Annotated in this window: 32 protein-coding genes; 31 read left to right on the top strand and 1 reads right to left on the bottom strand. The window is 69.2% G+C overall.

Going from position 1 to position 22,073, the window contains the following annotated elements; genetic code table 11:
• The first annotated feature begins 2 nt into the window (after positions 1-2).
• The 24 genes from ACFVJS_RS03990 (at position 3) to ACFVJS_RS03875 (ending at position 15,052) form a co-directional block, all read left to right on the top strand.
• Positions 3-881, top strand: a complete 879-nt coding sequence (locus ACFVJS_RS03990; protein ID WP_378877646.1) for a helix-turn-helix domain-containing protein — start codon at positions 3-5, stop codon at positions 879-881.
• Entirely contained in the window at positions 878-1,360 is a 483-nt protein-coding gene (locus tag ACFVJS_RS03985) for a hypothetical protein (RefSeq protein WP_378877645.1), read from the top strand. Before ACFVJS_RS03990 ends, ACFVJS_RS03985 begins: the two co-directional genes overlap by 4 nt.
• Positions 1,357-2,121, top strand: a complete 765-nt coding sequence (locus tag ACFVJS_RS03980; RefSeq protein ID WP_378877644.1) for a DNA-methyltransferase — start codon at positions 1,357-1,359, stop codon at positions 2,119-2,121. Before ACFVJS_RS03985 ends, ACFVJS_RS03980 begins: the two co-directional genes overlap by 4 nt.
• Complete coding sequence (locus ACFVJS_RS03975) at positions 2,118-2,357, top strand: hypothetical protein (RefSeq protein ID WP_378877643.1); 240 nt, start codon at positions 2,118-2,120, stop codon at positions 2,355-2,357. The genes ACFVJS_RS03980 and ACFVJS_RS03975 overlap by 4 nt, the downstream gene beginning before the upstream one ends.
• Positions 2,354-3,079, top strand: a complete 726-nt coding sequence (locus ACFVJS_RS03970) for a hypothetical protein (RefSeq protein WP_378877642.1) — start codon at positions 2,354-2,356, stop codon at positions 3,077-3,079. Before ACFVJS_RS03975 ends, ACFVJS_RS03970 begins: the two co-directional genes overlap by 4 nt.
• Positions 3,076-3,312 carry a hypothetical protein gene (locus ACFVJS_RS03965; protein ID WP_378877641.1) on the top strand — a complete coding sequence of 79 codons (237 nt, stop codon included), beginning with the start codon at positions 3,076-3,078 and terminating at the stop codon, positions 3,310-3,312. The genes ACFVJS_RS03970 and ACFVJS_RS03965 overlap by 4 nt, the downstream gene beginning before the upstream one ends.
• The gene (locus tag ACFVJS_RS03960; RefSeq protein ID WP_378877640.1) at positions 3,309-3,713 is read left to right on the top strand and encodes a hypothetical protein; all 405 of its coding nucleotides are present in this window, start codon (positions 3,309-3,311) and stop codon (positions 3,711-3,713) included. Before ACFVJS_RS03965 ends, ACFVJS_RS03960 begins: the two co-directional genes overlap by 4 nt.
• Positions 3,695-3,973, top strand: coding sequence for a hypothetical protein (locus ACFVJS_RS03955; protein ID WP_378877639.1), 279 nt, complete (start codon positions 3,695-3,697; stop codon positions 3,971-3,973). The genes ACFVJS_RS03960 and ACFVJS_RS03955 overlap by 19 nt, the downstream gene beginning before the upstream one ends.
• A gap of 136 nt (positions 3,974-4,109) precedes the next feature.
• The gene (locus ACFVJS_RS03950) at positions 4,110-6,239 is read left to right on the top strand and encodes a cell division protein FtsK (RefSeq protein WP_378877638.1); all 2,130 of its coding nucleotides are present in this window, start codon (positions 4,110-4,112) and stop codon (positions 6,237-6,239) included.
• On the top strand, positions 6,236-6,556 hold the full coding sequence (locus ACFVJS_RS03945; protein WP_378877637.1) for a hypothetical protein: 321 nt from the start codon (positions 6,236-6,238) through the stop codon (positions 6,554-6,556). Before ACFVJS_RS03950 ends, ACFVJS_RS03945 begins: the two co-directional genes overlap by 4 nt.
• The gene (locus ACFVJS_RS03940; protein ID WP_378877636.1) at positions 6,553-7,638 is read left to right on the top strand and encodes a helix-turn-helix domain-containing protein; all 1,086 of its coding nucleotides are present in this window, start codon (positions 6,553-6,555) and stop codon (positions 7,636-7,638) included. Before ACFVJS_RS03945 ends, ACFVJS_RS03940 begins: the two co-directional genes overlap by 4 nt.
• Before the next feature lie 636 nt (positions 7,639-8,274).
• A complete protein-coding gene (locus tag ACFVJS_RS03935; protein WP_378877635.1) occupies positions 8,275-9,012 on the top strand; it encodes a tyrosine-type recombinase/integrase in 738 nt (245 codons plus the stop codon).
• Positions 9,013-9,022: 10 nt separating this feature from the next.
• A complete protein-coding gene (locus tag ACFVJS_RS03930) occupies positions 9,023-10,264 on the top strand; it encodes a hypothetical protein (RefSeq protein WP_378877634.1) in 1,242 nt (413 codons plus the stop codon).
• On the top strand, positions 10,261-10,965 hold the full coding sequence (locus ACFVJS_RS03925) for a DNA methyltransferase (protein WP_378877633.1): 705 nt from the start codon (positions 10,261-10,263) through the stop codon (positions 10,963-10,965). The genes ACFVJS_RS03930 and ACFVJS_RS03925 overlap by 4 nt, the downstream gene beginning before the upstream one ends.
• On the top strand, positions 10,962-11,723 hold the full coding sequence (locus ACFVJS_RS03920) for a DNA-methyltransferase (protein ID WP_378877632.1): 762 nt from the start codon (positions 10,962-10,964) through the stop codon (positions 11,721-11,723). The genes ACFVJS_RS03925 and ACFVJS_RS03920 overlap by 4 nt, the downstream gene beginning before the upstream one ends.
• Positions 11,720-12,031, top strand: coding sequence for a hypothetical protein (locus tag ACFVJS_RS03915; RefSeq protein WP_378877631.1), 312 nt, complete (start codon positions 11,720-11,722; stop codon positions 12,029-12,031). Before ACFVJS_RS03920 ends, ACFVJS_RS03915 begins: the two co-directional genes overlap by 4 nt.
• Complete coding sequence (locus ACFVJS_RS03910; protein ID WP_378877630.1) at positions 12,028-12,234, top strand: hypothetical protein; 207 nt, start codon at positions 12,028-12,030, stop codon at positions 12,232-12,234. The genes ACFVJS_RS03915 and ACFVJS_RS03910 overlap by 4 nt, the downstream gene beginning before the upstream one ends.
• Positions 12,234-12,548 (top strand): hypothetical protein, encoded by a 315-nt coding sequence (locus ACFVJS_RS03905; protein WP_378877629.1) that lies wholly within the window; start codon positions 12,234-12,236, stop codon positions 12,546-12,548. The genes ACFVJS_RS03910 and ACFVJS_RS03905 overlap by 1 nt, the downstream gene beginning before the upstream one ends.
• Positions 12,545-12,733, top strand: coding sequence for a hypothetical protein (locus ACFVJS_RS03900; RefSeq protein ID WP_378877628.1), 189 nt, complete (start codon positions 12,545-12,547; stop codon positions 12,731-12,733). Before ACFVJS_RS03905 ends, ACFVJS_RS03900 begins: the two co-directional genes overlap by 4 nt.
• The gene (locus ACFVJS_RS03895) at positions 12,730-13,791 is read left to right on the top strand and encodes a hypothetical protein (protein WP_378877627.1); all 1,062 of its coding nucleotides are present in this window, start codon (positions 12,730-12,732) and stop codon (positions 13,789-13,791) included. Before ACFVJS_RS03900 ends, ACFVJS_RS03895 begins: the two co-directional genes overlap by 4 nt.
• A complete protein-coding gene (locus tag ACFVJS_RS03890; protein WP_378877626.1) occupies positions 13,788-13,985 on the top strand; it encodes a hypothetical protein in 198 nt (65 codons plus the stop codon). Before ACFVJS_RS03895 ends, ACFVJS_RS03890 begins: the two co-directional genes overlap by 4 nt.
• 86 nt (positions 13,986-14,071) lie before the next feature.
• The gene (locus ACFVJS_RS03885) at positions 14,072-14,275 is read left to right on the top strand and encodes a hypothetical protein (protein WP_378877625.1); all 204 of its coding nucleotides are present in this window, start codon (positions 14,072-14,074) and stop codon (positions 14,273-14,275) included.
• Between the two features lie 73 nt (positions 14,276-14,348).
• Positions 14,349-14,768 (top strand): helix-turn-helix domain-containing protein, encoded by a 420-nt coding sequence (locus ACFVJS_RS03880; protein WP_378877624.1) that lies wholly within the window; start codon positions 14,349-14,351, stop codon positions 14,766-14,768.
• Positions 14,769-14,797: 29 nt separating this feature from the next.
• A complete protein-coding gene (locus tag ACFVJS_RS03875; RefSeq protein ID WP_378877623.1) occupies positions 14,798-15,052 on the top strand; it encodes a hypothetical protein in 255 nt (84 codons plus the stop codon).
• Between the two features lie 185 nt (positions 15,053-15,237).
• Here ACFVJS_RS03875 and ACFVJS_RS03870 read toward each other — a convergent pair whose 3' ends face one another.
• Positions 15,238-15,444, bottom strand: coding sequence for a hypothetical protein (locus ACFVJS_RS03870; RefSeq protein ID WP_378877622.1), 207 nt, complete (start codon positions 15,442-15,444; stop codon positions 15,238-15,240).
• A gap of 237 nt (positions 15,445-15,681) precedes the next feature.
• Between ACFVJS_RS03870 and ACFVJS_RS03865 the strand changes: the two genes are divergently transcribed.
• The 7 genes from ACFVJS_RS03865 to ACFVJS_RS03835 all read left to right on the top strand — a co-directional run bounded on the left by ACFVJS_RS03865 (position 15,682) and on the right by ACFVJS_RS03835 (position 22,066).
• The gene (locus ACFVJS_RS03865) at positions 15,682-15,840 is read left to right on the top strand and encodes a hypothetical protein (RefSeq protein WP_378877621.1); all 159 of its coding nucleotides are present in this window, start codon (positions 15,682-15,684) and stop codon (positions 15,838-15,840) included.
• Positions 15,841-16,000: 160 nt separating this feature from the next.
• On the top strand, positions 16,001-16,441 hold the full coding sequence (locus ACFVJS_RS03860; RefSeq protein WP_378877620.1) for a hypothetical protein: 441 nt from the start codon (positions 16,001-16,003) through the stop codon (positions 16,439-16,441).
• Positions 16,442-16,446: 5 nt separating this feature from the next.
• Positions 16,447-18,153, top strand: coding sequence for a hypothetical protein (locus tag ACFVJS_RS03855; protein ID WP_378877619.1), 1,707 nt, complete (start codon positions 16,447-16,449; stop codon positions 18,151-18,153).
• Positions 18,154-18,171: 18 nt separating this feature from the next.
• Positions 18,172-19,656, top strand: coding sequence for a phage portal protein (locus ACFVJS_RS03850; protein WP_378877618.1), 1,485 nt, complete (start codon positions 18,172-18,174; stop codon positions 19,654-19,656).
• Positions 19,646-20,809, top strand: coding sequence for a hypothetical protein (locus ACFVJS_RS03845; RefSeq protein WP_378877617.1), 1,164 nt, complete (start codon positions 19,646-19,648; stop codon positions 20,807-20,809). Before ACFVJS_RS03850 ends, ACFVJS_RS03845 begins: the two co-directional genes overlap by 11 nt.
• Before the next feature lie 69 nt (positions 20,810-20,878).
• Positions 20,879-21,649: a hypothetical protein gene (locus ACFVJS_RS03840; RefSeq protein ID WP_378877616.1), complete on the top strand. Its 771-nt coding sequence runs from the start codon at positions 20,879-20,881 to the stop codon at positions 21,647-21,649.
• 72 nt (positions 21,650-21,721) lie between these two features.
• The gene (locus ACFVJS_RS03835; protein WP_378877615.1) at positions 21,722-22,066 is read left to right on the top strand and encodes a hypothetical protein; all 345 of its coding nucleotides are present in this window, start codon (positions 21,722-21,724) and stop codon (positions 22,064-22,066) included.
• Positions 22,067-22,073: the final 7 nt, after the last annotated feature.

The raw sequence follows: 22,073 nt of genomic DNA, 5'->3' as shown, positions 1-22,073 counted from the left end.
TGATGACTGCCGTATTCGCCCGGGGACCACAGCACCCGGCGCAACGGCTGATGATGCTGGCCCTGGCCGACTCGGCCAACGACCAGGGGGTCACCTGGCCATCGGTGGCAACCCTGGCGGAGAAGTGCTCCGTCGTGCCGCGTACGGCCCAGCGGACCCTCGCGAACCTGGAGGCCGACGGCTGGATCGAGACGCGCTCTGGCGGCACGAACCGGACCAACGTCTACCAGCTGCGTCTCGACCGCCTCGACCCGGAACTCTCTGGCCAGCCGGCCATGCCTTCGGCGGGTGCTCCGGTCCGTCCTACCCCTGACGCCCACGTCACCCCTGACAAAAGCGCCACCCTGACGCCCACGTCACCCCCACCCCTGACGCCGACGTCGCCCCAGGGTGACGCCCACGTCGCAGAAGGGCGACGCCCACGTCACCCGAATCGTAATGAACCATCAGGAACCATCAGGGATGAACCGTCATCGGGTCGCGGCTCCGCCACGCCCACGGCGACGACGCCCGTCGACGTCGAGCTCGACCAGCAGTCCGCGTCCTCGCCGCCGCCGGTCAAGCCGAAGGCGAAGCGGGCGACCGCTCGACCGGCGGACTTCCGGCCGAGCGACAGCCACGTCGCCCTGGCGGCCGAGCAGGGCATCGACCTCCGGGACGAGTGGCCGAAGTTCTGCGACTTCCACGACGCCAAGGGCTCGACCTTCAAGGACTGGGACGCCGCACTGCGGACCTGGATTCGCAACGCCAGGACGTTCTCCCGGCCCGGCCCGGCCCGGCACACCGGGAACCCGTCCGGCGTCGACTGGGACGCCGCCGCGTCGCGAGCCCGGGCCCGCGACGCCGACAACGCCAACCCGCCTCGAGGAGAGCTCTCGTGAACCACACCGAAGCCGTCACCGTGTGCCGCGTCGTCGCCGCGATGTGCCCGAGCCAGAAGTTCGACGAGCACACGCCCGACGCGTGGGCGCTGGTGCTCGACGACGTCCGCCTGGCCGACGCCCAGGAGGCTGTCGTCACCCTCGGGAAGCGCCAGACCTTCATCAGTCCCGCCGAGATCCGCGCCGAGGTCGCCCGGATCCGCAACCGCCGCATCGGCGACACCGAGCGCTGGCTCGTTCCTCCCGCCGAGCTCGATGACGACGTCGAGGGCGCCCGCCGATGGCTCGCCGCAGCCAAGGCTCGCCTCGGTGACGGCGAACCGCTCGACGACGTCCAGGGCGACCGCGGCGTGCTCCGAACCCGACCCGTCGCTGCGCTCGTCGTCGCCGCCGGCCGGACCAACACCCTGCCCAATGACGTACGCCGCGCCCACTACGAGCAGGCGAAGGCCAACCTGGGTCGACGAGGTGCAGCGTGAACCAGCTGACGCCGTACTACGAGGACCCGCTCGTCACGCTCTACCATGGCGACTGCCAGGAGCTCCTGCCCGAGCTCGGCGTGCAGGCCGACCTCGTGGTCACCGATCCGCCCTATGGTGAGACGTCCCTTGACTGGGACCGCTGGCCGGATGGATGGCCTGCGCTTGCCGCCCAGCACACGCGGTCGATGTGGTGCTTCGGGTCTATGCGGATGTTCCTGGACCGACGCGACGAGTTCGCCGGCTGGCGCCTCTCGCAGGACGTGATCTGGGCCAAGAACGTCGGCGGGGTCGCCTACGCCGACCGAGCCACCGTTCGCACCCACGAGATCGTCACCCACTGGTATCAGGGCAAGTGGTCCCAGATCCACCACGAGCAGCCGCGGGCAGAGCACCACGGCCCCGGCAAGGGAACCATCCACCGCGGTGAGACTGGCCCGGCATGGAACGGTGCACGCCGCGCTCACTCGTGGACCGACGACGGGTCACGCGCCATGTCGTCGGTGCTGACTTTCGACACCATGCGCATGCGCGGCACAGGCCATCCGACCGAGAAGCCAACCGGCCTCCTCGAGGTACTCCTCGGCTACGGCTGCCCGGAGGGCGGCCTCGTGCTGGACATGTTCGCTGGATCTGGCTCGACCCTGGCGGCCGCGAAAGCCACCGGTCGACGAGCGATCGGGATTGAGGCCGACGAGAAGTACGCAGAACTCGCCGCTCGTCGGCTCGCCCAGGACACCCTCTTCGGGGGTGCAGCGTGAACCACTTCGCGCGGGCGCTGACCCAGATCAGCGAGGAGCTCAACGCAGCCGGCTACACCGGCCCCGCCGATGAGCTCGCCGAGCAGATCGTGCGCGGCCTGATCCAGGCCGGATGGCGCGAGCCACTCCCGGCCCTCGCCCCGATCGAGGTCAACACCGGGGAGAAAGCCCCCAACCCATCCGAGCGCGTCGCGCAGCTGCGCGCGCTCATTCCCAGCAAGGAGACCACCCCGTGACCACTACCGCCCCCGAGGTGCGGCCGCTCTCGCCGGCAGGCATCGCCAACGTCGAGGCTGGCACCCGGTTCCGCTCGGACACCGAGGGCCACCGCCTCACGATCCTCCACGACGACGGGATCTATCGGCACCTTCGCTTCAGGGCCGAGGCCAGCAGCATCTACTGGTACGACCTGATCACCTGGCCGGGCACCCTCACCTTCCATGGCGACATGGGCACCTTCACCTTCTCCCGCTGCGAGGACATGTTCGAGTTCTTCCGCAGCAAGAAGGGGTGGCCGGTCGACGACGAGCACCGCATCAACCCTGGCTACTGGGCCGAGAAGACGCCCAACGGCGGCCGCAGCTGCGAGGCCTACGACGTCGACACGATGACCCGCAACATCTGGGAGAACGTCAACGACCTCCTTGAGCGCGTTTCGTGGCCCGAGAGTGTCGCGCAGGAGCTCCGCGAGCAGGTCCAGACCGAGCTCGTTGACGAGTTGGCAGACCACGAGGACACCGACCGCGCCCTCCTGGACGAGTTCCGGTTCGAGCACGACTACGACGCGCTCACCGCCGAGCCCGTCTACCGGTATGAGTTCCGCGACACATGGGAGTGGGACACCACCGCCTGGACCTTCCACTTCCTCTGGGCGTGCCACGCGATCGTCACCGGCATCGAGCAGTACGACGCCGCCAAGCAGGCACAGGCGGCGCTGGCCGGTGGTGAGAGCTCGTGACCGTGCTGAACTACACCACCAAGATCGCCGCGTCGAAGACCGTCGGCGAGATCCAGGCGATGCTCGCCACGCACGGGGCCTCCCGTATCGCGACGGACTACCAGGACGGCGGCCCGTCCGGGCTCACGTTCTCCCTCGCCACTGCCCATGGGCCGAAGGTGTTCTCCCTGCCCTGGCAGGACGTCACCGAGGCCACTCCGAACGCCTTCCCGCTGACGGTGGTGACCCGATGACCGGTGTGACCGACACCAGCATCACCGACCGCGACCCGGACGGGGAGCGTCGGCTCCACCACGACGGCACACCCATGGCGACCTACACCGGCTACGCCGCTGAGTCGGTGCGCCACAACTGGGACATGGCGTCGGTGCCCGTGTGGCTGGTCTCCGCTGACGATCTGAACGCACACGCCGCCGCCGAGCTCAACCGCCAGGCTGCCGCCATCCGCCAGCGCATTGCGACCCACGGGGTCGGGATGCGGCACGGCTGTGACACCGGCCGCTCGAACTACTGCGAGGCGTGGCGGCTGATCCTGGCCGACATCGAGGCCCGGGCACGGGCTCTCGCCTCACGCACCGTGACCACCCAGCACGACACCACCAACGAGGAGAACCCATGCTCGACCCGACCCTGATCCGCACCGCCGTCGCCGGCGCCGCCCTGGCGCTCACGCTCACCGCGTGCAGCTCGACCACCACCTACGACGAATCGACGTACGAGGTCGAGGACTGCGACGTCGACGACATGCTCGAGGGCGACTCGGACTGCGCCAGCTACGACGACGGGCACTCGACCAAGAAGCACAAGGCGACCAAGCCGAAGAAGGGTAAGTCCACGTTCAGCAGGCCCCGCAGCTCCACCAAGTCGGGGTTCGGTGGCACCCGTCGCCGTTGACCGAAGGCGGAACCTTAACCGGTCTGTCATGATAGACGAGCGAAGCCGCCCCGGAGCGGGAACTCCGAGGCGGCCTCTAACCCACCACTTCGCCATAACCGAAGGGGGGCTAGCCATGAAGGCTACCCAGGGCTCTATGCCCGACACGCACCACCCCGACTCGTCGGTGGTCGATCTCGACCAGGCCCGACGCGATCGGGCCGACCGGGCGCTTCCCGAGCCCGCGTTTGCTGACGGCGCCACCGACGAGGAGATCCTCGCCGGCCTCGAGGCAACGCTCGACGAGCCCGAGCTCGTCGACGCCGAGCCCGCCACGGCCGCGCCGGTCACCCGCCGCGAGGTCAAGCCGATCCTGCCGACCTGGGCCAAGGACCGCGTCACCCTGCTCGCCACGATCCGCTGGTCCATCGGCTACGCGGCGCACGTCGCCGCGTTCCATGCGTTCCAGTCCCCGAAGTATGGAGCCCGGATCCTCGCCCAGATCCCGGTCGGGCTGGTCCGGTCCATCCACGCCACGGCGGCCTGGATCTTCGACTTCGAGAACCGCGAGCAGCGGCGCAACCTGATCGCCGGCGCCGACGAGCGCACGTTCCTGGCGCTCAAGAACGACCACCGCGGCCAGGTCAAGGGCCGCATGGTCACCGCCGCGCTCATCGCGCTCCTGGCCGCGGTCGCCGCCGTCGTGGTCTACCTCGCCGGCCCGGCCTTCCAGATCGTAGGTGTGACGTCCGTGCTAGTCGTGCTCGCGTACGTCGGCCGCAGCCGCACCCGGCCGCTGCTCGGCCGCGCGATCGACACCGCCAAGACGCCACCGCTGACCTCGGAGCTGATCGTGACCGCCCTCGGCGCTCTGGGCATCGGCGAGCTGAACAAGGCCCTCGCGAAGGACGGCCCGGCCGCGATCGGGTTTCCCGCCCCGATCACCCGCGACGGCCCCGGCTGGCGAGCCGACATCGACCTTCCCACCGGTGTCACGGCTGCCCAGATCATCGACCGGCGCGAGGAGCTCGCCTCCGGCCTGCGCCGGCCGCTGGGCTGCCTGTGGCCCGAGGTCGACGCCGACGTCCACGCCGGCCGCCTGATCCTGTTCGTCGCAGACAAGGCCCTGTCGACCTCCGACCCGGTGGAGTGGGACCTGGCCAAGGCCGGCAAGGTCAACGTGTTCGAGCCGATCCCGATCGGGCGCGACCCGCGGGGCCGCACCGTGTCGATCACCCTCATGTTCGTGTCCGGGATCATCGGGTCCCTGCCGCGCATGGGAAAGACGTTCTACCTGCGGCTCCTGGCGCTCGCCGCCTCCCTCGACCCGCGCGTCGAGCTGCACCTGTACGGCCTCAAGGGCGCCGAGTTCGACGTTTTGAAGCCCGTGGGTCACGCGATCCGGTCCGGTGACGACCCCGAGGACATCGAAGCGATGGCGGCCGACCTCGCCGGGCTCCAGCGTGAGATGCGTCGTCGCTACAAGGTCATGAAGAACCTGCCGCCGGAGGTGTGCCCCGAGTCGAAGGTCACCGACGAGCTCGCGTCTCGCCGCGACCTCGACCTCCACCCGATCTTCCTGGCCATCGACGAGACCCAGCTCGGGTTCGAGAACAAGGCGCACGGCCCGCAGCTGCGCGAGGTCGTCGAGGACCTCGTACGCCGCGGCCCGGCCGCCGGCATCATGGTCTGGCTCGCCACCCAGCGGCCCGACGACAGGTCGATCCCCACCGCTATCTCGAGCAACGCGACTCTGCGGATCTGTCTGCGCGTGATGACCCACCAGGCCAACGACATGGTGCTCGGCTCGTCCATGTACAAGTCCGGCTGGCGGGCCACGATGTTCTCCACCAAGGACCTCGGCGTCGCCTACCTCGCCGGTGAGACCGACGACCCGATCATCATGCGCGGCGCAAAGGTCGACTCCGTCGACGCGAAGCCGATCGTGGCCCGCGCCCGCGCGGCCCGTGTCGCCCAGAACCGGCTGACCGGCATGGCGGCCGGCGAGATCGAGGCCGACGACGACTCCAGCACGCTGTTGGACCACCTCCTGGCGGTCTGGCCCGAGACCGAGCCGCAGCTGCACGGCGAGACCCTCGCCGATCGTCTCGGCAACTTCAAGCCCGAGCTTTACAAGGAGTGGACCGCCGAGCAGGTCCACGCCGCTGCCCGCCCCCACGGCGTGGCCTCGAAGCAGGTCAAGGTCGCTGGCGTCAACCGCCGCGGCCTGGTCCGCCGAGACGTCACCGACGCCCTGGGCCACACTGACGAGGAGACCACCCGATGAGCACCACGAGCCGCACCACGAGCAAGGTCCGCACGCACACCCGCAACGTCAACGGCCGAACCGTCAAGGTCCACGCCCACCGCCGCGCGAACCGCAGCCTGGCCCGCCGCGGCATGAGCAACCTCGGCCGCGCCTGGAAGGCGGGCACGAAGAAGCAGAAGGGCGCCATGGCCGGGTTCCTCGGCCTCGGGATCCTCGAGATCGTCGCCTGGATCACGCTCAACGCCACCGGGTGGCTGCTCGGCGCGCTGGCCGCGCTCCTGCTCGCCATCTGCGTCGGTGCCGTCGCCTACGCGAACGGCGGTGACAAGTCGTGACGATCTCGACCCTGAACCCGACGCGGCCGATCCTGCGAGCCGCGGCCGCCCCCATCTCCAACCGGGGCCGGCGTCCTGACCCCGAGCGGGTCCTCGGCCCGGCCGCCTCCCAGCCGCGCCGGCCCCAGTCGTCGACGTCGCGCCGACCTGTCATCGGCGGCGCCACCGCGGTGGCGCTGCTGTCCACCGTGGCGGCGTACGTCGCGATGGTCGGCTTCGGCCGCGACGTGCTCGCCATGGGCGCCGTCAACGCCTACGCCTTCGCCGGCGTCTTCGAGCTCTCGCTCGTCACCGTGGCACTGATGGCACGCGAGGCCGCCCAGCAGGACCGGCCGGCACAGACGTTGCTGACCCTGACCTGGATCCTGTCGGCCGCGTCGGGCTACTTCGCCGGGTGGCACGAGATCCACCTCGAGCACGGCGCCACCGCGGCCGCGTTCCGGTTCGTCGTGCCGCTGCTGGCCGCGCTGATGTGGCACCTGGCGCTCGTCGGCGACCGGCACCTGGCCACCGGCCGCAGCTGGACCGAGAAGCGCATCACCGACCGGATGCACGCCATGATGCTCACCGCCGAGGCCTGGCACCGCGCACGGGCCGAGTACGACGCCAACCCGACCAGGCTGAACGGCCGGCGCCTGGAGGAGGCGAACCGGCGCCGCCTGCGGGCCCGGTCGGTGGTGCTGCGTACGGTCGATCCGGTCGACATGGAGCGCCGAGTCGCCGAGTGGTCCAGCGCCTTGGACGCTGTCACCCGTGGCACCGCGACGGCTGGCAAGAGTGCCACCGACGTGGCACCCGCCCGGGGTGTCAGCAAGAGTGCCAGTGTCACCCGGCCTGTCACCCAGGCGACTGTCACGGCTGTCACCCCTGACACCCGCCCGGCTGTCACCGCTGGCACCCGTGCCACGGCACCCAAGAAGGCCAGCGCTGGCGCCGTCACCTCGAGCGACGCGGGCACCCGCCGGGCCAAGGTCGCGGAGCTCCTGGAGCAGGGCAAGACGGGCGAGGAGATCGCCGAGGCGGTGGGCGCGAGCCTGCGGACCGTACGCCGCGACATCAGTGCCTTGCAGGCTTCGCGATGAGCGCCTCTGCGATCTGGACCGTGCACTGCGACGGTTGTGGTCGATGGGATCAGGCCACAGTGCAAGATACCCGCCGAGACTCCGAGTCCGTCGCCAGACGACGTGGCTGGCGGGTCGAAACCAAGCCCCAGGGCGGGCAGAACTTCTGCCCCGACTGCCTCGAGCTGCGGGCGAGCTCGACCAGCATCCAGAGGTAGCGTCTGCGCCGAGCGGTCCCGCTACCGGTAGCGGGACCGCTACCGGCGTATTCAAGCCGCGACCTGCGGAAACGCCGGGGTAGCGCGGTGGCGGCATCGGCCCGATTCGGGCTCTATCGTGCCTCGCGGAGGTGCGGCCACCCCGCTACCCGCTACCGCGAGGCGAGGACACCCCTGAAATGGCCCTATCCGGGGTCCGGATCGAGGGGCAGTTTTCCCAGGTCAGACCCCAGGTCGAAAGAGCGCGTCAGATAACTTAGGTTATCCGTCAAATCTAACCTGACCTGGTACTATTCACGTATGTCAATACGTGAATACGTCAGGGGTCTATCTGGTGCCTGACGCGTCCTTTCGGGGTATCTCGGGCGCCCCATTGGAGTGGCTAAAGGCCGGCCGCGATCTGCGGACGCCAGAGAACACACTCCGCGTACGCGCCACCGTGCTCCGCCGGCTCATCGAGGCCGGGATCAACCCCCTGACTGCCACGGCTGACCAGATCGACGCCTGGTGGCTGGCACTCGCACGCGAGGGTCTGGCACCCAAGACGATGTCGACCTACCGCGCCGAGCTGCGGGCGTTCTTCGCCTGGGCGGTCGCCTACGACCGGATCAAGGTGTCACCCGCCCGACGGGTGCCATCGGTGAAGATCCCCGAACGGCTCTACGACGCGCCACCGCGTGCCGAGGTGCTGCAGCTCTACGCCTACGCCGAGGAGCACGACCCGGTGATGTACCGCGCGTTCGTGCTCGCGGCCGCCGGCGGACTGCGCGCCGCCGAGACCGCCATCCTCAGCTGGGCCCGCATCGACACCATCGGCCAGATCATCCGCGTCATCGGCAAGGGCAACAAAGAGCGCGCCGTCGACTTCGGCAAGGCATCCCTCGAGCGCCTCGGCGAGCCCTGCCCGCCGGAGTGGTCCGTCCTCACCCGCGGTGTCAACTACCTGACCCCGAACGCCGTCTCGAAGCGGGCCAGCCGGGTCATCCGGGCCGCCGGCCTGAACTTCACACTCCATGGGCTACGCCACTTCCACGGCGTGACCGCCTACCAGAACGCCGGAAAGGATCTCGACGCCGTACGCCGACACCTCGGCCACACCAACCCAGCCACAACCCTGATCTATGCCAAGGCCGCCCCCGAGGCCGGACGCAAGCTCGCAGACGCAACAGACCTCTAGGGGGAACAGCATGACCAGCAACACCATCAACGTGCTCACGACTATCGAGGGCGCGAACATCGGGGACGAACTGGTAGCGACCAGCCGCCGCAACCCCGCCGTCGTCATCCGTGGCCGACTCGCCGACGCCGGCGGCGTCGCGCTCCTCCTGGAGACGAGCGACGGCGCCCGCTCGGCCTTCCTGCACGACGAGTGGAACTTCACAGCGACGGCACCCTCGACGGCCTCGTTCGAGGCCCTCGAGGTCGCGTGCCCCGCGTGCGCGTCGAAGCCCGAGGACGGGACGACGGCGCCGAGCGTCGAGGAGATCGCCCGCGTGATTTACCTCCACGGCCTTCACGTGCCCGAAGCACCCACCACCCTGCCCGCCAGCTGCGTCGCGCCGGAATGCACATGGGCGAGCGATCTGAAGGGGATCGACCTTCGAGACGCCCACAACGCCCACGTCGCCGAGGTCATCCGTGCGCTGTACGCCGGACACGCCCTCGACTCCCTGCTCGATACGCGACGCAAGAAGATCGCGGAGCTGGAGGCCGAGGTCTCGCGGCTGACGGCGCTCGCCGCGAACAAGCAGACCGTCATCGACGAGGACCGTGCCGACGCGAAGCGCAACCGTGAGCTCCACGCCGCCGAGGTCGCCGACCTCAAGCACGCCGTCGCCCTGGAGGTCGACCGGACCAACGACGCGAACCAGCGCGCCGACGAGCTGGCCGCGCGCGTCCGGAAGCTGGAGGCCGAGGCCGCCCTGTTCGAGCACGTCATCGAGGCAGCAGACGAGCGCATCGCCACGCTCCTCCGCCTCGACGCTGCGGACGACGACCTGGACCAGGCCGAAACCGCCCTGTCGGAGGCCGAGAAGCTCTTCGATGCAGCCACCCAGGCCGACCTCGAGACGGCCAGCGCGCTCGACCAGGCGAAGGCGAAGCTCCGCGAGGCGGCCGCCGAGGGGAAGCCCTGCTCGTGTGGCAGTCGGAACGCCTACGCGATGACCCCTGGACAGCGGCTCGTCCACCAGGCTGACGGGCCGTGCTTCATCCAGTTTGTCGTCGACGCCGAGGCCATGTTCGGCAAGTTCAACCCCGCCGACCTGGGCCAGCCCTTCGGCAAGTTCGAGCCGGGAGCCGCGGTGTGGCTCAACCCCCAGGAGCGTGACGCATTCCGCAAGGTGACCGCCGACTTGAGAAACGCCGATCGGAAGGCGGCCGCGGAGGTGAGAGACGCGGCGCCCGAAGCCGGGGGGATCGACGCGTGACCGAGCCCTACTACTCCGACGACCTGGTGCAGCTGTTCCACGGAGACTGCCGCGAGCTGACCGCCTGGCTCGAGGCCGACGCGATGGTGGTCGACCCGCCATACGGCCGCGCATGGCGACAGGGCGAGATCAAGGATCAGGGCAGCGCCAGAGGTCACGCCCGCAACGCGGCGTCACAGACTGGCATCGCCAACGACAACGACACGACCGTGCGAGACGACATCCTCGCCCTCTGGGGCACTGACCGCAGGGCCGTCGTATTCGGCGATCTCATGCTGCCCCCGCCGCCCGGGGCGAAACTGGTGGGCGCATATCGCAAGCCTGCCGACGCCGGACTGCGCGGAGCCATGGGTGGCGTCAGGCGCGACCTCGAGGCCATCTACCTACTCGGGCCCTGGCCAAGTGGCATCGGCGGCCGATCCTCACTCTTCACGACTGCCGCCGCGCTGGTCGGCACTCTCAACGGCATCGTCGCCAAGGCGGGCGGTCACCCTCACACGAAGCCACAGGACGTGCTCAGCGATCTGATCGCCCTCACCGAGGGGTCCGTGATCGCAGACCCGTCTGTCGGCTCCGGTTCCACGCTCGTCGCCGCAAAGTCGCTCGGCCTGCGCGCAATCGGCGTCGAGCTGGAGGAGCGCTACTGCGAGATCGCGGCCCGCCGCCTCGCCCAGGACACCCTTTTCGGAGGTATCGCATGACCGCCAAGCCCTTCTACGAGGACGAGAGCGGCCAGCTGCATAAGGGCGAAGCGTTGTCCGTTCTGGCCAACCTCCCAGACGCATCGGTCGACGCGCTCATCACGGACCCGCCCTACTCGAGCGGCGGCATGGTTCGCGGTGACCGCGCGGGCTCAACCGGAAAGAAGTACATCAGCAGCGACAGCGGAAACCAGGCTCTCCCGGACTTCTCCGGGGACAGCCGCGACCAGCGCTCCTACGGGTACTGGTGCGCCTTGTGGCTCGCCGAGGCCCTGCGAGTCGTCCGGCCCGGCGGCGTGGCATTGCTGTTCACCGACTGGCGTCAGCTCCCAGCGACCTCGGATGCCCTCCAGGCCGGTGGCTGGATCTGGCGCGGCATCGTCCCTTGGTACAAGCCGATCGCGCGTCCGATGCCCGACCGATTCACCGCCTCGTGTGAGTACGTGGTCTGGGGGAGTCGCGGGCCGATGCCCGTCGAGATGGTGGCCGGGGCTAAGACGCTCCCGGGCTTCTACCAAGCAAACCCGCCCCGCGAGCGCGACCACCAGACCCAGAAGCCGCTCGACGTCATGGCCAAGCTGGTGCGCATCACCGCCGCGGGCGGGACGGTGCTAGACCCGTTCGCTGGGTCAGGCACCACCCTCCGAGCCGCGAAGGACGAGGGCTATCGCTGGATCGGCGTCGAGCGCGAAGAGGCGTACTGCGAGGTCATCGCCAAGCGCCTCGCCCAGGACACCCTGTTCGGAGGTGTGGCGTGAGAGAAGTCGACCTGGAAGCGGCCCTGAACGACTGCGCTGCCGTCGTCGTCGGTCCGCACGGAGAGCGCACCGGCCACGTGATCGGGTACAGCACTGACCCCATGGTCTGCGTCAAGTTCTCCGACGGCACCCAGTCGTGGCACGCAGCCTCGCGCGTCAGCCGCGACCCCGGCGGGCTCACCTACGCCGAGGCTGAGCGAGCCCGGGCGTTGGCCAACGTCGCGGGCGGCCCGTCCGAGAGCGCCCTGCTCGACCTCGTCGCGGCGGTCAAGCGCGACGCCCTCCGTTCCACCGAGGAGGCCCCGTGAGCGAACCGAAGGACCAGGAGGCCGGGCCGATGAGCGTCGACCAGACCATCTTCGTCACCGACCCGAAGCGGAAGGGCAACTGCGTGGCGGCCTGCATCGCCACACTCCTCGGCATCGAGCTCGAGGTGCTTGAAGTCCTCGCGGTCCGCCCGCTCTCGTTCTTCGAGCACAACCCAACGCCAGCGACGGAAGGTGACCAGTGATGGCCGGCGAGCTCGAGCGCCTTCGCCGATGGAAGGAGGAGGCGACGGAGGTCCTGCTCGGAATGCAGGACCTCGGGAAGGCCCTGGGTCTGCCGCTGGGAACCCGCATCACCGGGACCCTCGCCGCCGAGACGGCCAAGTGCCTGAAGGCTGAGCGGGACGAAGCGCACGCAGCGATTGACCGGGTGCGGAGCCTGCACAGCCAGGACACAAGCCTCCTGCTTCCCGGCGAGTGGTGCCCGGCGTGCGGCGACCCGGTGCCGTGCTCGACCATCCGCGCTCTGAAGGAGCCCGCAGGCGGTGACGGTCAATGACGACCCCCGTCCGAATCGACGACGCGTGGGACCCGCCATACGTCAATGTCGTGCTCTCCGGCGGGCCCGTCGAGGCTCGATTCGAGGACGACCCCGAGCCCGCGCCGCGGCGCTACGTGGGCTTCAAGCAACCAGCAACAACCGGCACCGGGGATCCGCTGCTGTGGGAGGGAGACCAGGCGTGAGCAGCTGCAGATTCGCCGGCCGCGATCAGCCCCGGATCGTCCCGGGGCGGCACACCGAGGAGTGCCCCAGCATCAACCCGCTGACGCTCGCAGCTGAGCCGTACGAGTGCACCGGCTGCCAGCCATGCACCGCGGACCACTGCCGCGTCTGCGGCGTCGAGCACGCCGTGCAGACGTGCCCGGAGTGTCTCGACGAGACCCGTGAGGCCCTGACCGGCATCGTGCGTGCGTGCGAGGTGCTGCCAGAGGAGGCCGAGCACCGGGGTCAGGACTCCGAGGCGATGAACCTCCTCGGCCCGGCCGCCGATCCTGACGCCCGGCGACACGTCGAGGCCTCATACCTCGGCGGCCGACTCCCCGAGGGATGGATAGAGGCCAACCACGGCCGCGACTGCCCGCTCCTGGCCAAGAAGGGCGAGCCGGGCTACGGCGACCCGTGCACCGGCTGCGCCGGCGACGAGCTCCACCCGCTCACCGTCCTCGGCGGATGGGCATCGGTGTACCGGGAGGCGTTCGAGCACGACGACACCGGGGTCGTGACGGTGGCCGACGAGCGCGAGTATCTCGACCGCAACCTCATGCGCGCATCGGCCTGGCCCCATGTCCCGTTCGAGGACTTCGCCAGAGACGTACGCCGTTGCCGCGACCACATCGAGGCAGTGATCCACTCCGGCGAGCAGATCGACCGCGGCGCGCCGTGTTTCCGGTGCGGTTCGTCCCTCGAGCGGGTGTGGGGTGAGAGAGAGGAGGACGACGGGTGGCGCTGCCCGAAGTGCGGGGACTTCCGAAGTCCCGAGGACTACCGGCGCAACGTCGCCCAGCAACATCTCGCCCACTCAGACCGCCTCACCCTCAAGGAGATCGAGCAGGCCTATTCGATCCCCGGAGGCACGCTGCGGCGCTGGGCGGCCGAGCAGCGGCGCGAGGTCGGCGGCGTCATGAAGACCTACCCGGCCAGGCTGCGACACGTCAGCAGAGTGAACGGCCGGAAGGTCTACCGCGTCGCGGACGTCCTCGCCCTGCGCGACGGCACGAAGGCTGAGAAGATGACAGGGTGACGAGCCCAGATGCCCCTGGTCCTTGGTGGGTCCAGTGGGCGTGGAAGGACGGCATCAGCGGCGCAACGTCCTTCCGATCGAAGGAGCTCGCCGAGGAACGAGCCGAGCACATCCGCAAGACCGCGAAGGCCAGTCGCCGCGAGGTCAACGTGACCGTCGAGTACGTCGAGCGGCCGGACACATCGTCGAACTAGGCTGATCGGCCTTCTCCCTTCCCCTTGTCAAATGACAAGGTCTAACGTAGAATAGACCTTGTCGAACAACGAGGGGAGGTGAGAACATGAACAAGGACACGCGGAACCTGCTGAAGGAGATTCAGCGCCAGGGCTTCGAGGTCAAGGTCAGCCGCAAGGGCTACCCGCTCATCTACAAGGCGGATGGCACCTTCGTGACCAAGATCGCCCAGACCCCGAGCGACCGTCGCGGATGGAACAACGCCATCGCGGCGCTCCGACGGGCAGGGTTCCGCTGGCCGCCACGGTAGCCACAAGGGGTGGGACCGGAGCGCTGCAATCGCTCCGGTCCCACTCCGCCAGCATCACACGAGAGGGACCACCATGCAGCACTACAACATCACCGCCGAGATCAACCGGCGCGACTTCGACAACAGCGACGCCACCGACACCATCATCGACGCCCTGCCCGGCTACTCCGCCGTCATCGCGCAGTCCGAGCACGGCTGGATGGAGATCACCCTCACGATTGCAGCCGACCACCTGCGCCAGGCCGTCCACACGGCAGCAGTCCTCATCGACTCCGCCACCGACGCCGACCTCATCAGCATCCAGGCGATGACCACCGACGAGTGGGACAAGCGCCAGGGCCTCGAGCCCATGCCCGAGCTCGTCTCGGTCACCCAGGCTGCCGAGATCCTCGGCGTCTCCCGCCAGGCTGTGATGGACAGGATCAACCGCAAGACCTTGCCCGCCACCAAGGTCGGCCGCGAGTACGTCATCCAGCGCGCAAAGCTGGCCTGAGGACACGACACGCGGACTACTGTGACCGCATGGCTATCAACGTGTACCTGCTGCTCGAAGTCCGCAACATGGGAACCCCTCGGGCGACCGTGGACGTGTACAAGGTCTGCCCCACCTACGAGGACGCACTCGACGTGTACCGAGAGAAGGTCGGCGAGCCAAAGACGATCCGGGAGGACCACGGCCCGGACGGTCTCAGCCACGTGTGGTGGCTCGACGAGGACGCAACCGGCAGTGCGAGCATCACGCGCTACACGCTGACCGGCAACATCGAAGAGGCGTAGAACCCTCCGGTAGATCCCGCGAGAGGTGCTCGCGGCGTGCATCCTCGAGGTCGGCCTGCTGCCCGAGTCGGCAGGCTCGTGACACGCCGGGCGCGTCCCTCCTTGAAGAACCACGGTTCTGTGTGCGAGCATTTGCCCGCGAGAGGTCATGCCCAAATGGGCATGGCCTCGATGCGTATCCGGGGTCAGCGGTCCCGTTGGATAGCGATGCCGACCGCCACCGCCCACGCGATGATCCCGAACAGGGCAATGGCCCCGCCGATGATGGCGATCGGCACACCGATCCCCATCCCGTCGCGGGTCATCATGCCGCCGATGAAGGCGATGATCAGGCCGAGCAAGGCGGTGCTGCTCGGTGACGTACGTCGGCGCGATGGTGCTGACTCACTCACCGGTGAAGCGTGACTCTGCCGATGGCCCTGCGTCCTGGCAACGGACGGTGGCATACCTAGTTTGAGGTAGGGACTATGCCGACACTCAGGCCGTGCATCGAGACTGGCTGTCCCGATCCTGGCTACACGACCAGGTGCCCGAAGCACACACGCGAACATGACGCGGCGCGAGGCCGACGTCAGGAGCGTGGCTACGACGCGGCACACGACAGGCTGCGAGCGCACTACCAGCGACGCATGGATGAAGACGGCGAACGCTTCACCTGCTGGCGTCCTGGTTGCGGCAAGCCGATCGACCCGACCAACTGGCACCTCGGTCACGACGACCACGACCGGTCCCGCTACCGCGGGCCGGAGTGCCCGCCGTGCAACCAGGCGACGGCCGGTCGGCGCTGACCCCCACCCGGTACCCCTTTGCTTTCCGAGGGGCCTGAGGACCGTGGGAGAGGTCGCTCGCAGTTCCCAGACCTGAGTTTTCCTCAGGACGACATCACCAGCGGACTCGGCGCGACGCCGAGCCCGCGCCAGGGGCGCGACGCCCGAAGAGGTGGCCGAGATGACCAAACCCCGCATGCCCGCCGGCCTCGGCACGGGCGGCAAGGCGCTGTGGAAGGCGATCGTCGCTGACCACGAGCTCGACGGCGCGCAGATCGTGCAGCTGACCGAGGCATGCCGGATGAAGGACCGCTGCGACAAGCTCGACGAGGTCCTCCGCGGCGACGCCGACACGTGGATGAAGCTCGTCGTCGACATCCAGTCCGACGGTGACATCTACGAGCTGCGCATCACCAACGCGCTGAGCAAGGCCAACGAGACAGCGAACAGCATGAAGCAGCTGATCGCCGCGCTCCGCCTGCCCGACACCGACGGCAGGCGGCCGCAGCAGCGACCGCCCCGCGGTGCGCAGAAGCCGAGCCAGCCAGGTGGCGCCCCGTCCGGCGGCAAGGTCTCCTCGATTGACCGAGCCCGGGAGCGCGCCGCGCGCAAGTCGAGCTGATCTCGATGCCGTTCGTTCCGGCATTCGAGGGCCAGCGCTGCTCCCTCGGCTACGAGATCGTCGACTGGCTCCAGGAGTACGCCTGTCACGGCCCCGGCGACGTCATGGGCGAGCCGCTGGACTTCGCGGCCGACCCCGAGATCGAAGAGTTCATCATCGATCTCTACGAGCTCGACCCCGAGACCGGTCGCCGGAAGAAGAGCATCGGCGTCCTCTCAGCCCCCAAGGGCCGAGCGAAGTCAGAGAACGCCGGCCTGATCGGCGTCGGCGAGGCCCTCGGCCCGGTGCGGTTCGATGGCTTCGACGCCAATGGTCAGCCCGTTGGTCGCCCGGTGCGCTCGCCGTTCATCCGGTGTCTGGCCACCGAGGAGAAGCAGGCCGGCAACACCTTCCAGAACATCGCGTACGTCATGGGCGAATGGGGCCCGGACATGCACCCCGAGATCTACGGCGGGATCCGTGGAGTCCGGGACTACATGCGCGCCACCAACATCTCGCTACCCGACGGTGGCGAGGCGGTCCTCTCCACGGCCGGCGCGGCGTCGAAGGACGGCGGCAAGGAGACGTTCCTCGTCCCCGACGAGGTGCACCTCTACAACACCAAAGAGCTCCGCGACATGTACGCCACCGCGATGCGGAACACCGGCAAGCGAAAGCTCGCCGAGCCGCTCGCGCTCCTCACGACCACCGCCTGCCGGCTCGGCGAAGAGTCGGTCTGGGAAGTCCTCGAGCGGATGTGGCGCAAGGGCCAACTCGACGAGAGATGGCACGTCTTCCACCGCGAGGCCAAGGGCAAGATCGACATCAACGACCGGCCCCGCACGCTCCGGCAGCTGCGCGAGGTCTACGGCGTGGCGATGGACCCCGAGACCGGCTGGATGGTCGCCGAAGACGTCTACAGCCTGATGCTGGACCCGACGATCTGCCGCGACGAGGCCGAGGCCGCCCGCTACTACCTGAACAGGTCGATGGCTGGCTCGGACGCCTGGATCGCGAAGTCGGTGCACGACAAGCAGGACGCCACCCAGCCGGCGACCACGGAGGACCCACGGCCGCGGCCGCCGGTCCAGGTCGAGCGCGGGACCCCGATCGCGATCGGGTTCGATGGCTCCCTCAACGACGACACCACGGTGCTCCGCGGCTGCCGGATGTCCGACGGGTTCCTCTTCGAGCTCGGCACATGGGCCAAGCCCGTCGGCTCGGCTGGGGCGGGCTGGTCGGTGCCCCGTAGCGAGGTGCTCGCCCGGATCCGCGAAGTGCACCGCCTGTACCGCGTCGTACGCGGCTACTACGACCCGCACGAGTGGCGCTCAGACATCGAGGCGCTCGACACCGGCGTCAAGAACCCCGACGGATCCTGGCTCTACGAACCGCTCGGCGAAGACCCCGTCATCGAGACGCCCCGGGTGATCGCCTGGCCAACCAGCCGCGACTCAGCCATGGCCGGCGCCCTCAACCGGCTCCACACCGACCTCACGAACGGCGAGATTTGGCACGACGGCGGCGCGGTTGCCTCCGAGCACTACGGCAACGCGTACGTGTGGTGGAAGGGCAAGCTCCGGCTGATCCGCAAGGAGAACCCCAACTCCTCCCGCAAGATCGACACCGTCGTCGGCGACGCGCTCGCCCTCGAGGCCCGCGCCGACGCGCTCACGAAGGGCTGGGAAGACCGCCCAGTCGAGGATCTACCTCCGCTCGTCTTCGGACTCTAACCCCAGGAGGTGAGCAGCATGCCGACGCTGATGCAGTATGTGAAGCGCCTCCTCGACAAGATCGACGACCAGGCGGCGTACGCCGCGCCGTTCGAGAAGCGGTACAGCAACGAGTACGTTCTGCCGTTCCTGCAGAAGGAGTACGCCGAGGTCTACCCCGGCCTCATCATCGCCTCGGCAGACGGCCGCACGGTCGACACCCTCATCAACGGGACGCTGTCCCAGCTCGAGGTGCCGAAGTCGGGCACCGCGGGCATCGTGGTCGACGCACTCGGCGAGCGGATGATGCTGGGCGGCATCTCGGCCACCGACAACGACGCGGCCACCAAGAAGCTGCAGGCGGCGTGGGAGGACAACGACCTCGACGTCATGCACCACGAGGCGCACCGCGAAGCCCTCATCGCGGCGCGATCGTTCGGCTCGATCGCCCGGGAGACGGGAAGCGGCGGCCGCGCCGTCGTCGGGATCGAGCACGCCAGCCAGGCCGCCGTCATCCGCCGCCAGTCGGCGCCCTACGACGTCATCGCGTACCTCAAGACCTGGACCGACGAGTGGACCGGCGATGGTGCTGGGCTGCTTCGCCTGGTGGGGAAGGACTACACCCTCGCCGAGAGCGACGAGATGCGCCAGGACCCGAACGGCTCCGACGTCGTCTCGCGCTGGTACGTGGTCGACGAGGACGGCACCGACACCGGGCTCGACTTCGTGCCGGTGGTTGAGTTCGCCCCGCACTCTCGCCTCCTCAAGGAGCCGATCTCGGAGATCGCCCCGATCACGACCCAGGTCGACACCGTCGACCTGGTCGAGGGCCTGATGGTGTTCGCCGGACACTTCGGCGTCGTCCCGATCCGCTGGGCATCCGGGATCGAGGTCCCCCGTGACCCCAAGGATCCCTCCAAGCCGCTGCTCGGCCCCGACGGGAAGCCGGCGATCGGGTTCAACCCCCGGGCAGACCACACCTGGGTCAGCACCAACAAAGACACCAAGTTCGGACAGCTCGAGCCCGCCGGCCTCGCCTCATTCGTGACCTGGGCCGAGCACGCCTCGGCCAAGGTCCGCGCGAAGACGGCGCTCGCGTCCACCTACTTCTCGCTGGACCTCAAGTCGCACATGTCGGCCGAGCTGCTGAAGACCGACGAGGCTCCGATGACCCGGCGCGTACGCCGCATGGGTCAGTTCGGATCCCTCAACCAGTCGTGGCGACGGCTCGGCCAGTACATCCTCGCGATCGAGGACCCCAGCGTGAAGACCCGGATCAAGCCCATCTGGGAGGACCCGGAGACCCGGATCGAGTCCCAGTCGGTCGACCAGTTCCAGAAGCTGACCGCCGCCGGCCTGGGCATCGCGGAGACCGCCGAGAAGGTGCTCGGCTGGGACCCGGAGACCATCCAGCGGGCCGTGGCCGAGGCCGAGGCGATGCGCCAGAAGATCCGCCAGGAGAAGCGCGAGGACACCCTCTCGCCGATGGAGCGGGCAACCCGGGAGTTCCTCAATGTCGCCTAAGGCCTCGGTCGACTACTACCGGCGCCAGCAGAACATCCTCTTCCGACTCCTCCTCGCCCTGCGTCTCGCCTGGCGACAGATGGACCCCAAGGCCAAGTGGCCCGAGCAGTATGCCGAGGACGGCATCGCTGCCCAGATCGCGCTGCTGGTCTCCTCGGCCCAGGTCGCCGCGGCGACGGAGGCCGACGCCTACCTCAACGCTGTGCTCGCCGAACTCGCGCTCGCCGAGGCTAGCGATTCCAAGGTCCTCGCGCCGGCGGCGTTCGCAGGGGTGGCTGGCTCCGGTGTCGCGATCGAGGACGTCCTCGGGATCACCGTCCCGCGTGCAGGGCAGGCCTTCAACCGGCTCCGGGCTACCACTGCACGACGGGCCGACGTCGAGCTGGAGCAGGCACGACGCGCACTCAGCGAGGCAGAGGAGGCGGCCGGCCGGGCCCCCGCCGACCGCCGCGACCTCGCGGACGACGCCGTGCGGCAGGCGCAGCGACGCATCACCGACCTCGAGCTGGTCAATGCCCGCACGACCGAGGAGAACGCGCAGGCCGCGCTCGACGAGGCCGAGACCTTCCTGGAACACGTCGCCAGCACCATCCTCGCCGACACGGCTCGGGCCGCCGAGAAGGCCGCCCTCGCCACCCGCAACGAGGCCGAGGGTTGGGTGCGGATGCTGAACCTGCCGTCCTGTCCCCGGTGCATCGTGCAGGCCGGCCAGTTCTTCCGATGGAACGACGGGTTCGAGCGTCACCCACTGTGCGACTGCAAGCACATCCCGGCCTCCGAGGCGATCGCCGGCGACCTCACCCTCGACGCCGACGCCTACTTCCACTCCCTGAGCCGTGAGGACCAGGACCTGATCTTCGGCCGCGCGGACGCCGAGGCGATCCGGCTCGGCGCCGACATCAGCCAGGTCGTCAACGCCCACCGCGGCATGCAGGTCGCGCAGGTCTTCGACAAGGACGTCGCGATCACCCTCGAGGGCACAACCCGCCGCGGGCTCGCGAACCAAGCGCTGACCACCCGCCGCCGCAACACCGGCGGCACCCGAGAAGCCGGCGCGGCCCCGATCCGGCTCATGCCGGAGACCATCCTCGCTCAGGCCCGGGACCGCGACGACGCGACCCGGCTGCTGGCGCTGCACGGCTACATCCTCTGATTTCCTGCCACCCCGCGCGGCAGGCCTCCGATGACGCGAAGTCACCGGGACCCCAACACAGGAGACGCGATGTCCAACACCACCTCGGAACGGATCCTCCACCCGACCCTGCGGCATCCCCTCACCGGGAAGCCGCTCGAGGCCGTCGGCGTACTGCCGTCCGGCCGCATCGTCTGGCCCATGATGGGCGGCGACCCCAGCAACGACCCGCCGGAGCGCCCCGAGGGCGTCTCGGAGGAGGAGTGGAACGCCCTGGGCGACCCAGGGAAGGCCGCGATCGTGCGTGAGCGCACGGCACGGCAGGAGGCCGAGCGCCAGCTCGCCGCCGCCCGCGCCCGTCCGACCCCGCCGCCGGCCCCGCCTGCTCCCACTCCGCCTGCTCCCACTCCGCCTGCCCCGCCTGCTCCCACTCCGCCGGCTGGCGGGCAGCCCCAGCAGCCGGACATCGCCGCGATCGTCCAGCAGGCCGTCGCCGCGGCGATCAAGCCCTTCCAGGACGCCGAGGAACAGCGTGGGCTCCAGGCCGCCGCCCAGAAGGTGGCCGACGAGGTCACCAAGGCCGCGAAGGACCTGCTCCACGACCCGGCCGACGCCCTCACCGGCATCGACCTCACCAAGGTCGTCAACGAGCAGGGACAGGCCGACCCGGCCAAGATCCAGACCGAGCTCGACGGCCTCATCAAGGCGAAGCCGTACCTCGCCAAGAGCACCCAGCGGTTCGCCCCTCCAGGCATCGGCGGCGGCGCCCCTGCGCAGACCTCCGACGCCGACAAGGTGAAGAACGTCCTGGCCGACATGCAGAAGGTCTCCGGCGTTCGGCTCCCCAGCTCCACCAACTGACCCCCGGAACGGGCGTAGGCGCGAGGCCACGACCACCGGACCACCTCTGGACATCGACCGAAGGAGATTCTCGTGTCCAACTTCGCGCCCAAGCGCACCACCTACGACACCGGTGACAACCGGTGGAACCGGGACGGGATCCGTGCGCGCGCGCACGGCGTCACGGTCACCACGGCCTCGTTCAAGCCCGCCGACATCGCCGCTGACGGACTGGTCAAGTCCGGCTCGCTCGTCACCGCCGCCTCCGGCAAGGGCCTGCTCAAGTCCGACCTCGTGATCAAGGCCGGCGAGAAGCACCTCGTCTCGGTCGTGCACGAGACCACCTGCGACCGGCGCTACCTGCCGGCCGCTCTCACCGCCGCTGAGGAGACCTCGCTCAAGGGCGTCGTCTTCATCAACGGCACCGTCCCGGCTTAGGAGGCCT

The organism is Nocardioides sp. NPDC057772, from assembly GCF_042798075.1.
GTDB lineage: Bacteria > Actinomycetota > Actinomycetes > Propionibacteriales > Nocardioidaceae > Nocardioides.
Note: the sequence above shows the minus strand (reverse complement) of the source record. Positions and strands in the feature narration are given on the sequence as shown.

Coding starts and splice junctions, on each gene's coding strand:
- ACFVJS_RS03920 (WP_378877632.1), top strand. CDS start 10,962: ATGACCGCCAAGCCCTTCTACGAGGACGAGAGCGGCCAGCTGCATAAG.
- ACFVJS_RS03885 (WP_378877625.1), top strand. CDS start 14,072: ATGAACAAGGACACGCGGAACCTGCTGAAGGAGATTCAGCGCCAGGGC.
- ACFVJS_RS03850 (WP_378877618.1), top strand. CDS start 18,172: ATGCCGACGCTGATGCAGTATGTGAAGCGCCTCCTCGACAAGATCGAC.
- ACFVJS_RS03865 (WP_378877621.1), top strand. CDS start 15,682: ATGGATGAAGACGGCGAACGCTTCACCTGCTGGCGTCCTGGTTGCGGC.
- ACFVJS_RS03955 (WP_378877639.1), top strand. CDS start 3,695: ATGCTCGACCCGACCCTGATCCGCACCGCCGTCGCCGGCGCCGCCCTG.
- ACFVJS_RS03875 (WP_378877623.1), top strand. CDS start 14,798: ATGGCTATCAACGTGTACCTGCTGCTCGAAGTCCGCAACATGGGAACC.
- ACFVJS_RS03990 (WP_378877646.1), top strand. CDS start 3: ATGACTGCCGTATTCGCCCGGGGACCACAGCACCCGGCGCAACGGCTG.
- ACFVJS_RS03945 (WP_378877637.1), top strand. CDS start 6,236: ATGAGCACCACGAGCCGCACCACGAGCAAGGTCCGCACGCACACCCGC.
- ACFVJS_RS03905 (WP_378877629.1), top strand. CDS start 12,234: ATGGCCGGCGAGCTCGAGCGCCTTCGCCGATGGAAGGAGGAGGCGACG.
- ACFVJS_RS03860 (WP_378877620.1), top strand. CDS start 16,001: ATGACCAAACCCCGCATGCCCGCCGGCCTCGGCACGGGCGGCAAGGCG.
- ACFVJS_RS03840 (WP_378877616.1), top strand. CDS start 20,879: ATGTCCAACACCACCTCGGAACGGATCCTCCACCCGACCCTGCGGCAT.
- ACFVJS_RS03845 (WP_378877617.1), top strand. CDS start 19,646: ATGTCGCCTAAGGCCTCGGTCGACTACTACCGGCGCCAGCAGAACATC.
- ACFVJS_RS03900 (WP_378877628.1), top strand. CDS start 12,545: ATGACGACCCCCGTCCGAATCGACGACGCGTGGGACCCGCCATACGTC.
- ACFVJS_RS03880 (WP_378877624.1), top strand. CDS start 14,349: ATGCAGCACTACAACATCACCGCCGAGATCAACCGGCGCGACTTCGAC.
- ACFVJS_RS03950 (WP_378877638.1), top strand. CDS start 4,110: ATGCCCGACACGCACCACCCCGACTCGTCGGTGGTCGATCTCGACCAG.
- ACFVJS_RS03930 (WP_378877634.1), top strand. CDS start 9,023: ATGACCAGCAACACCATCAACGTGCTCACGACTATCGAGGGCGCGAAC.
- ACFVJS_RS03855 (WP_378877619.1), top strand. CDS start 16,447: ATGCCGTTCGTTCCGGCATTCGAGGGCCAGCGCTGCTCCCTCGGCTAC.
- ACFVJS_RS03960 (WP_378877640.1), top strand. CDS start 3,309: ATGACCGGTGTGACCGACACCAGCATCACCGACCGCGACCCGGACGGG.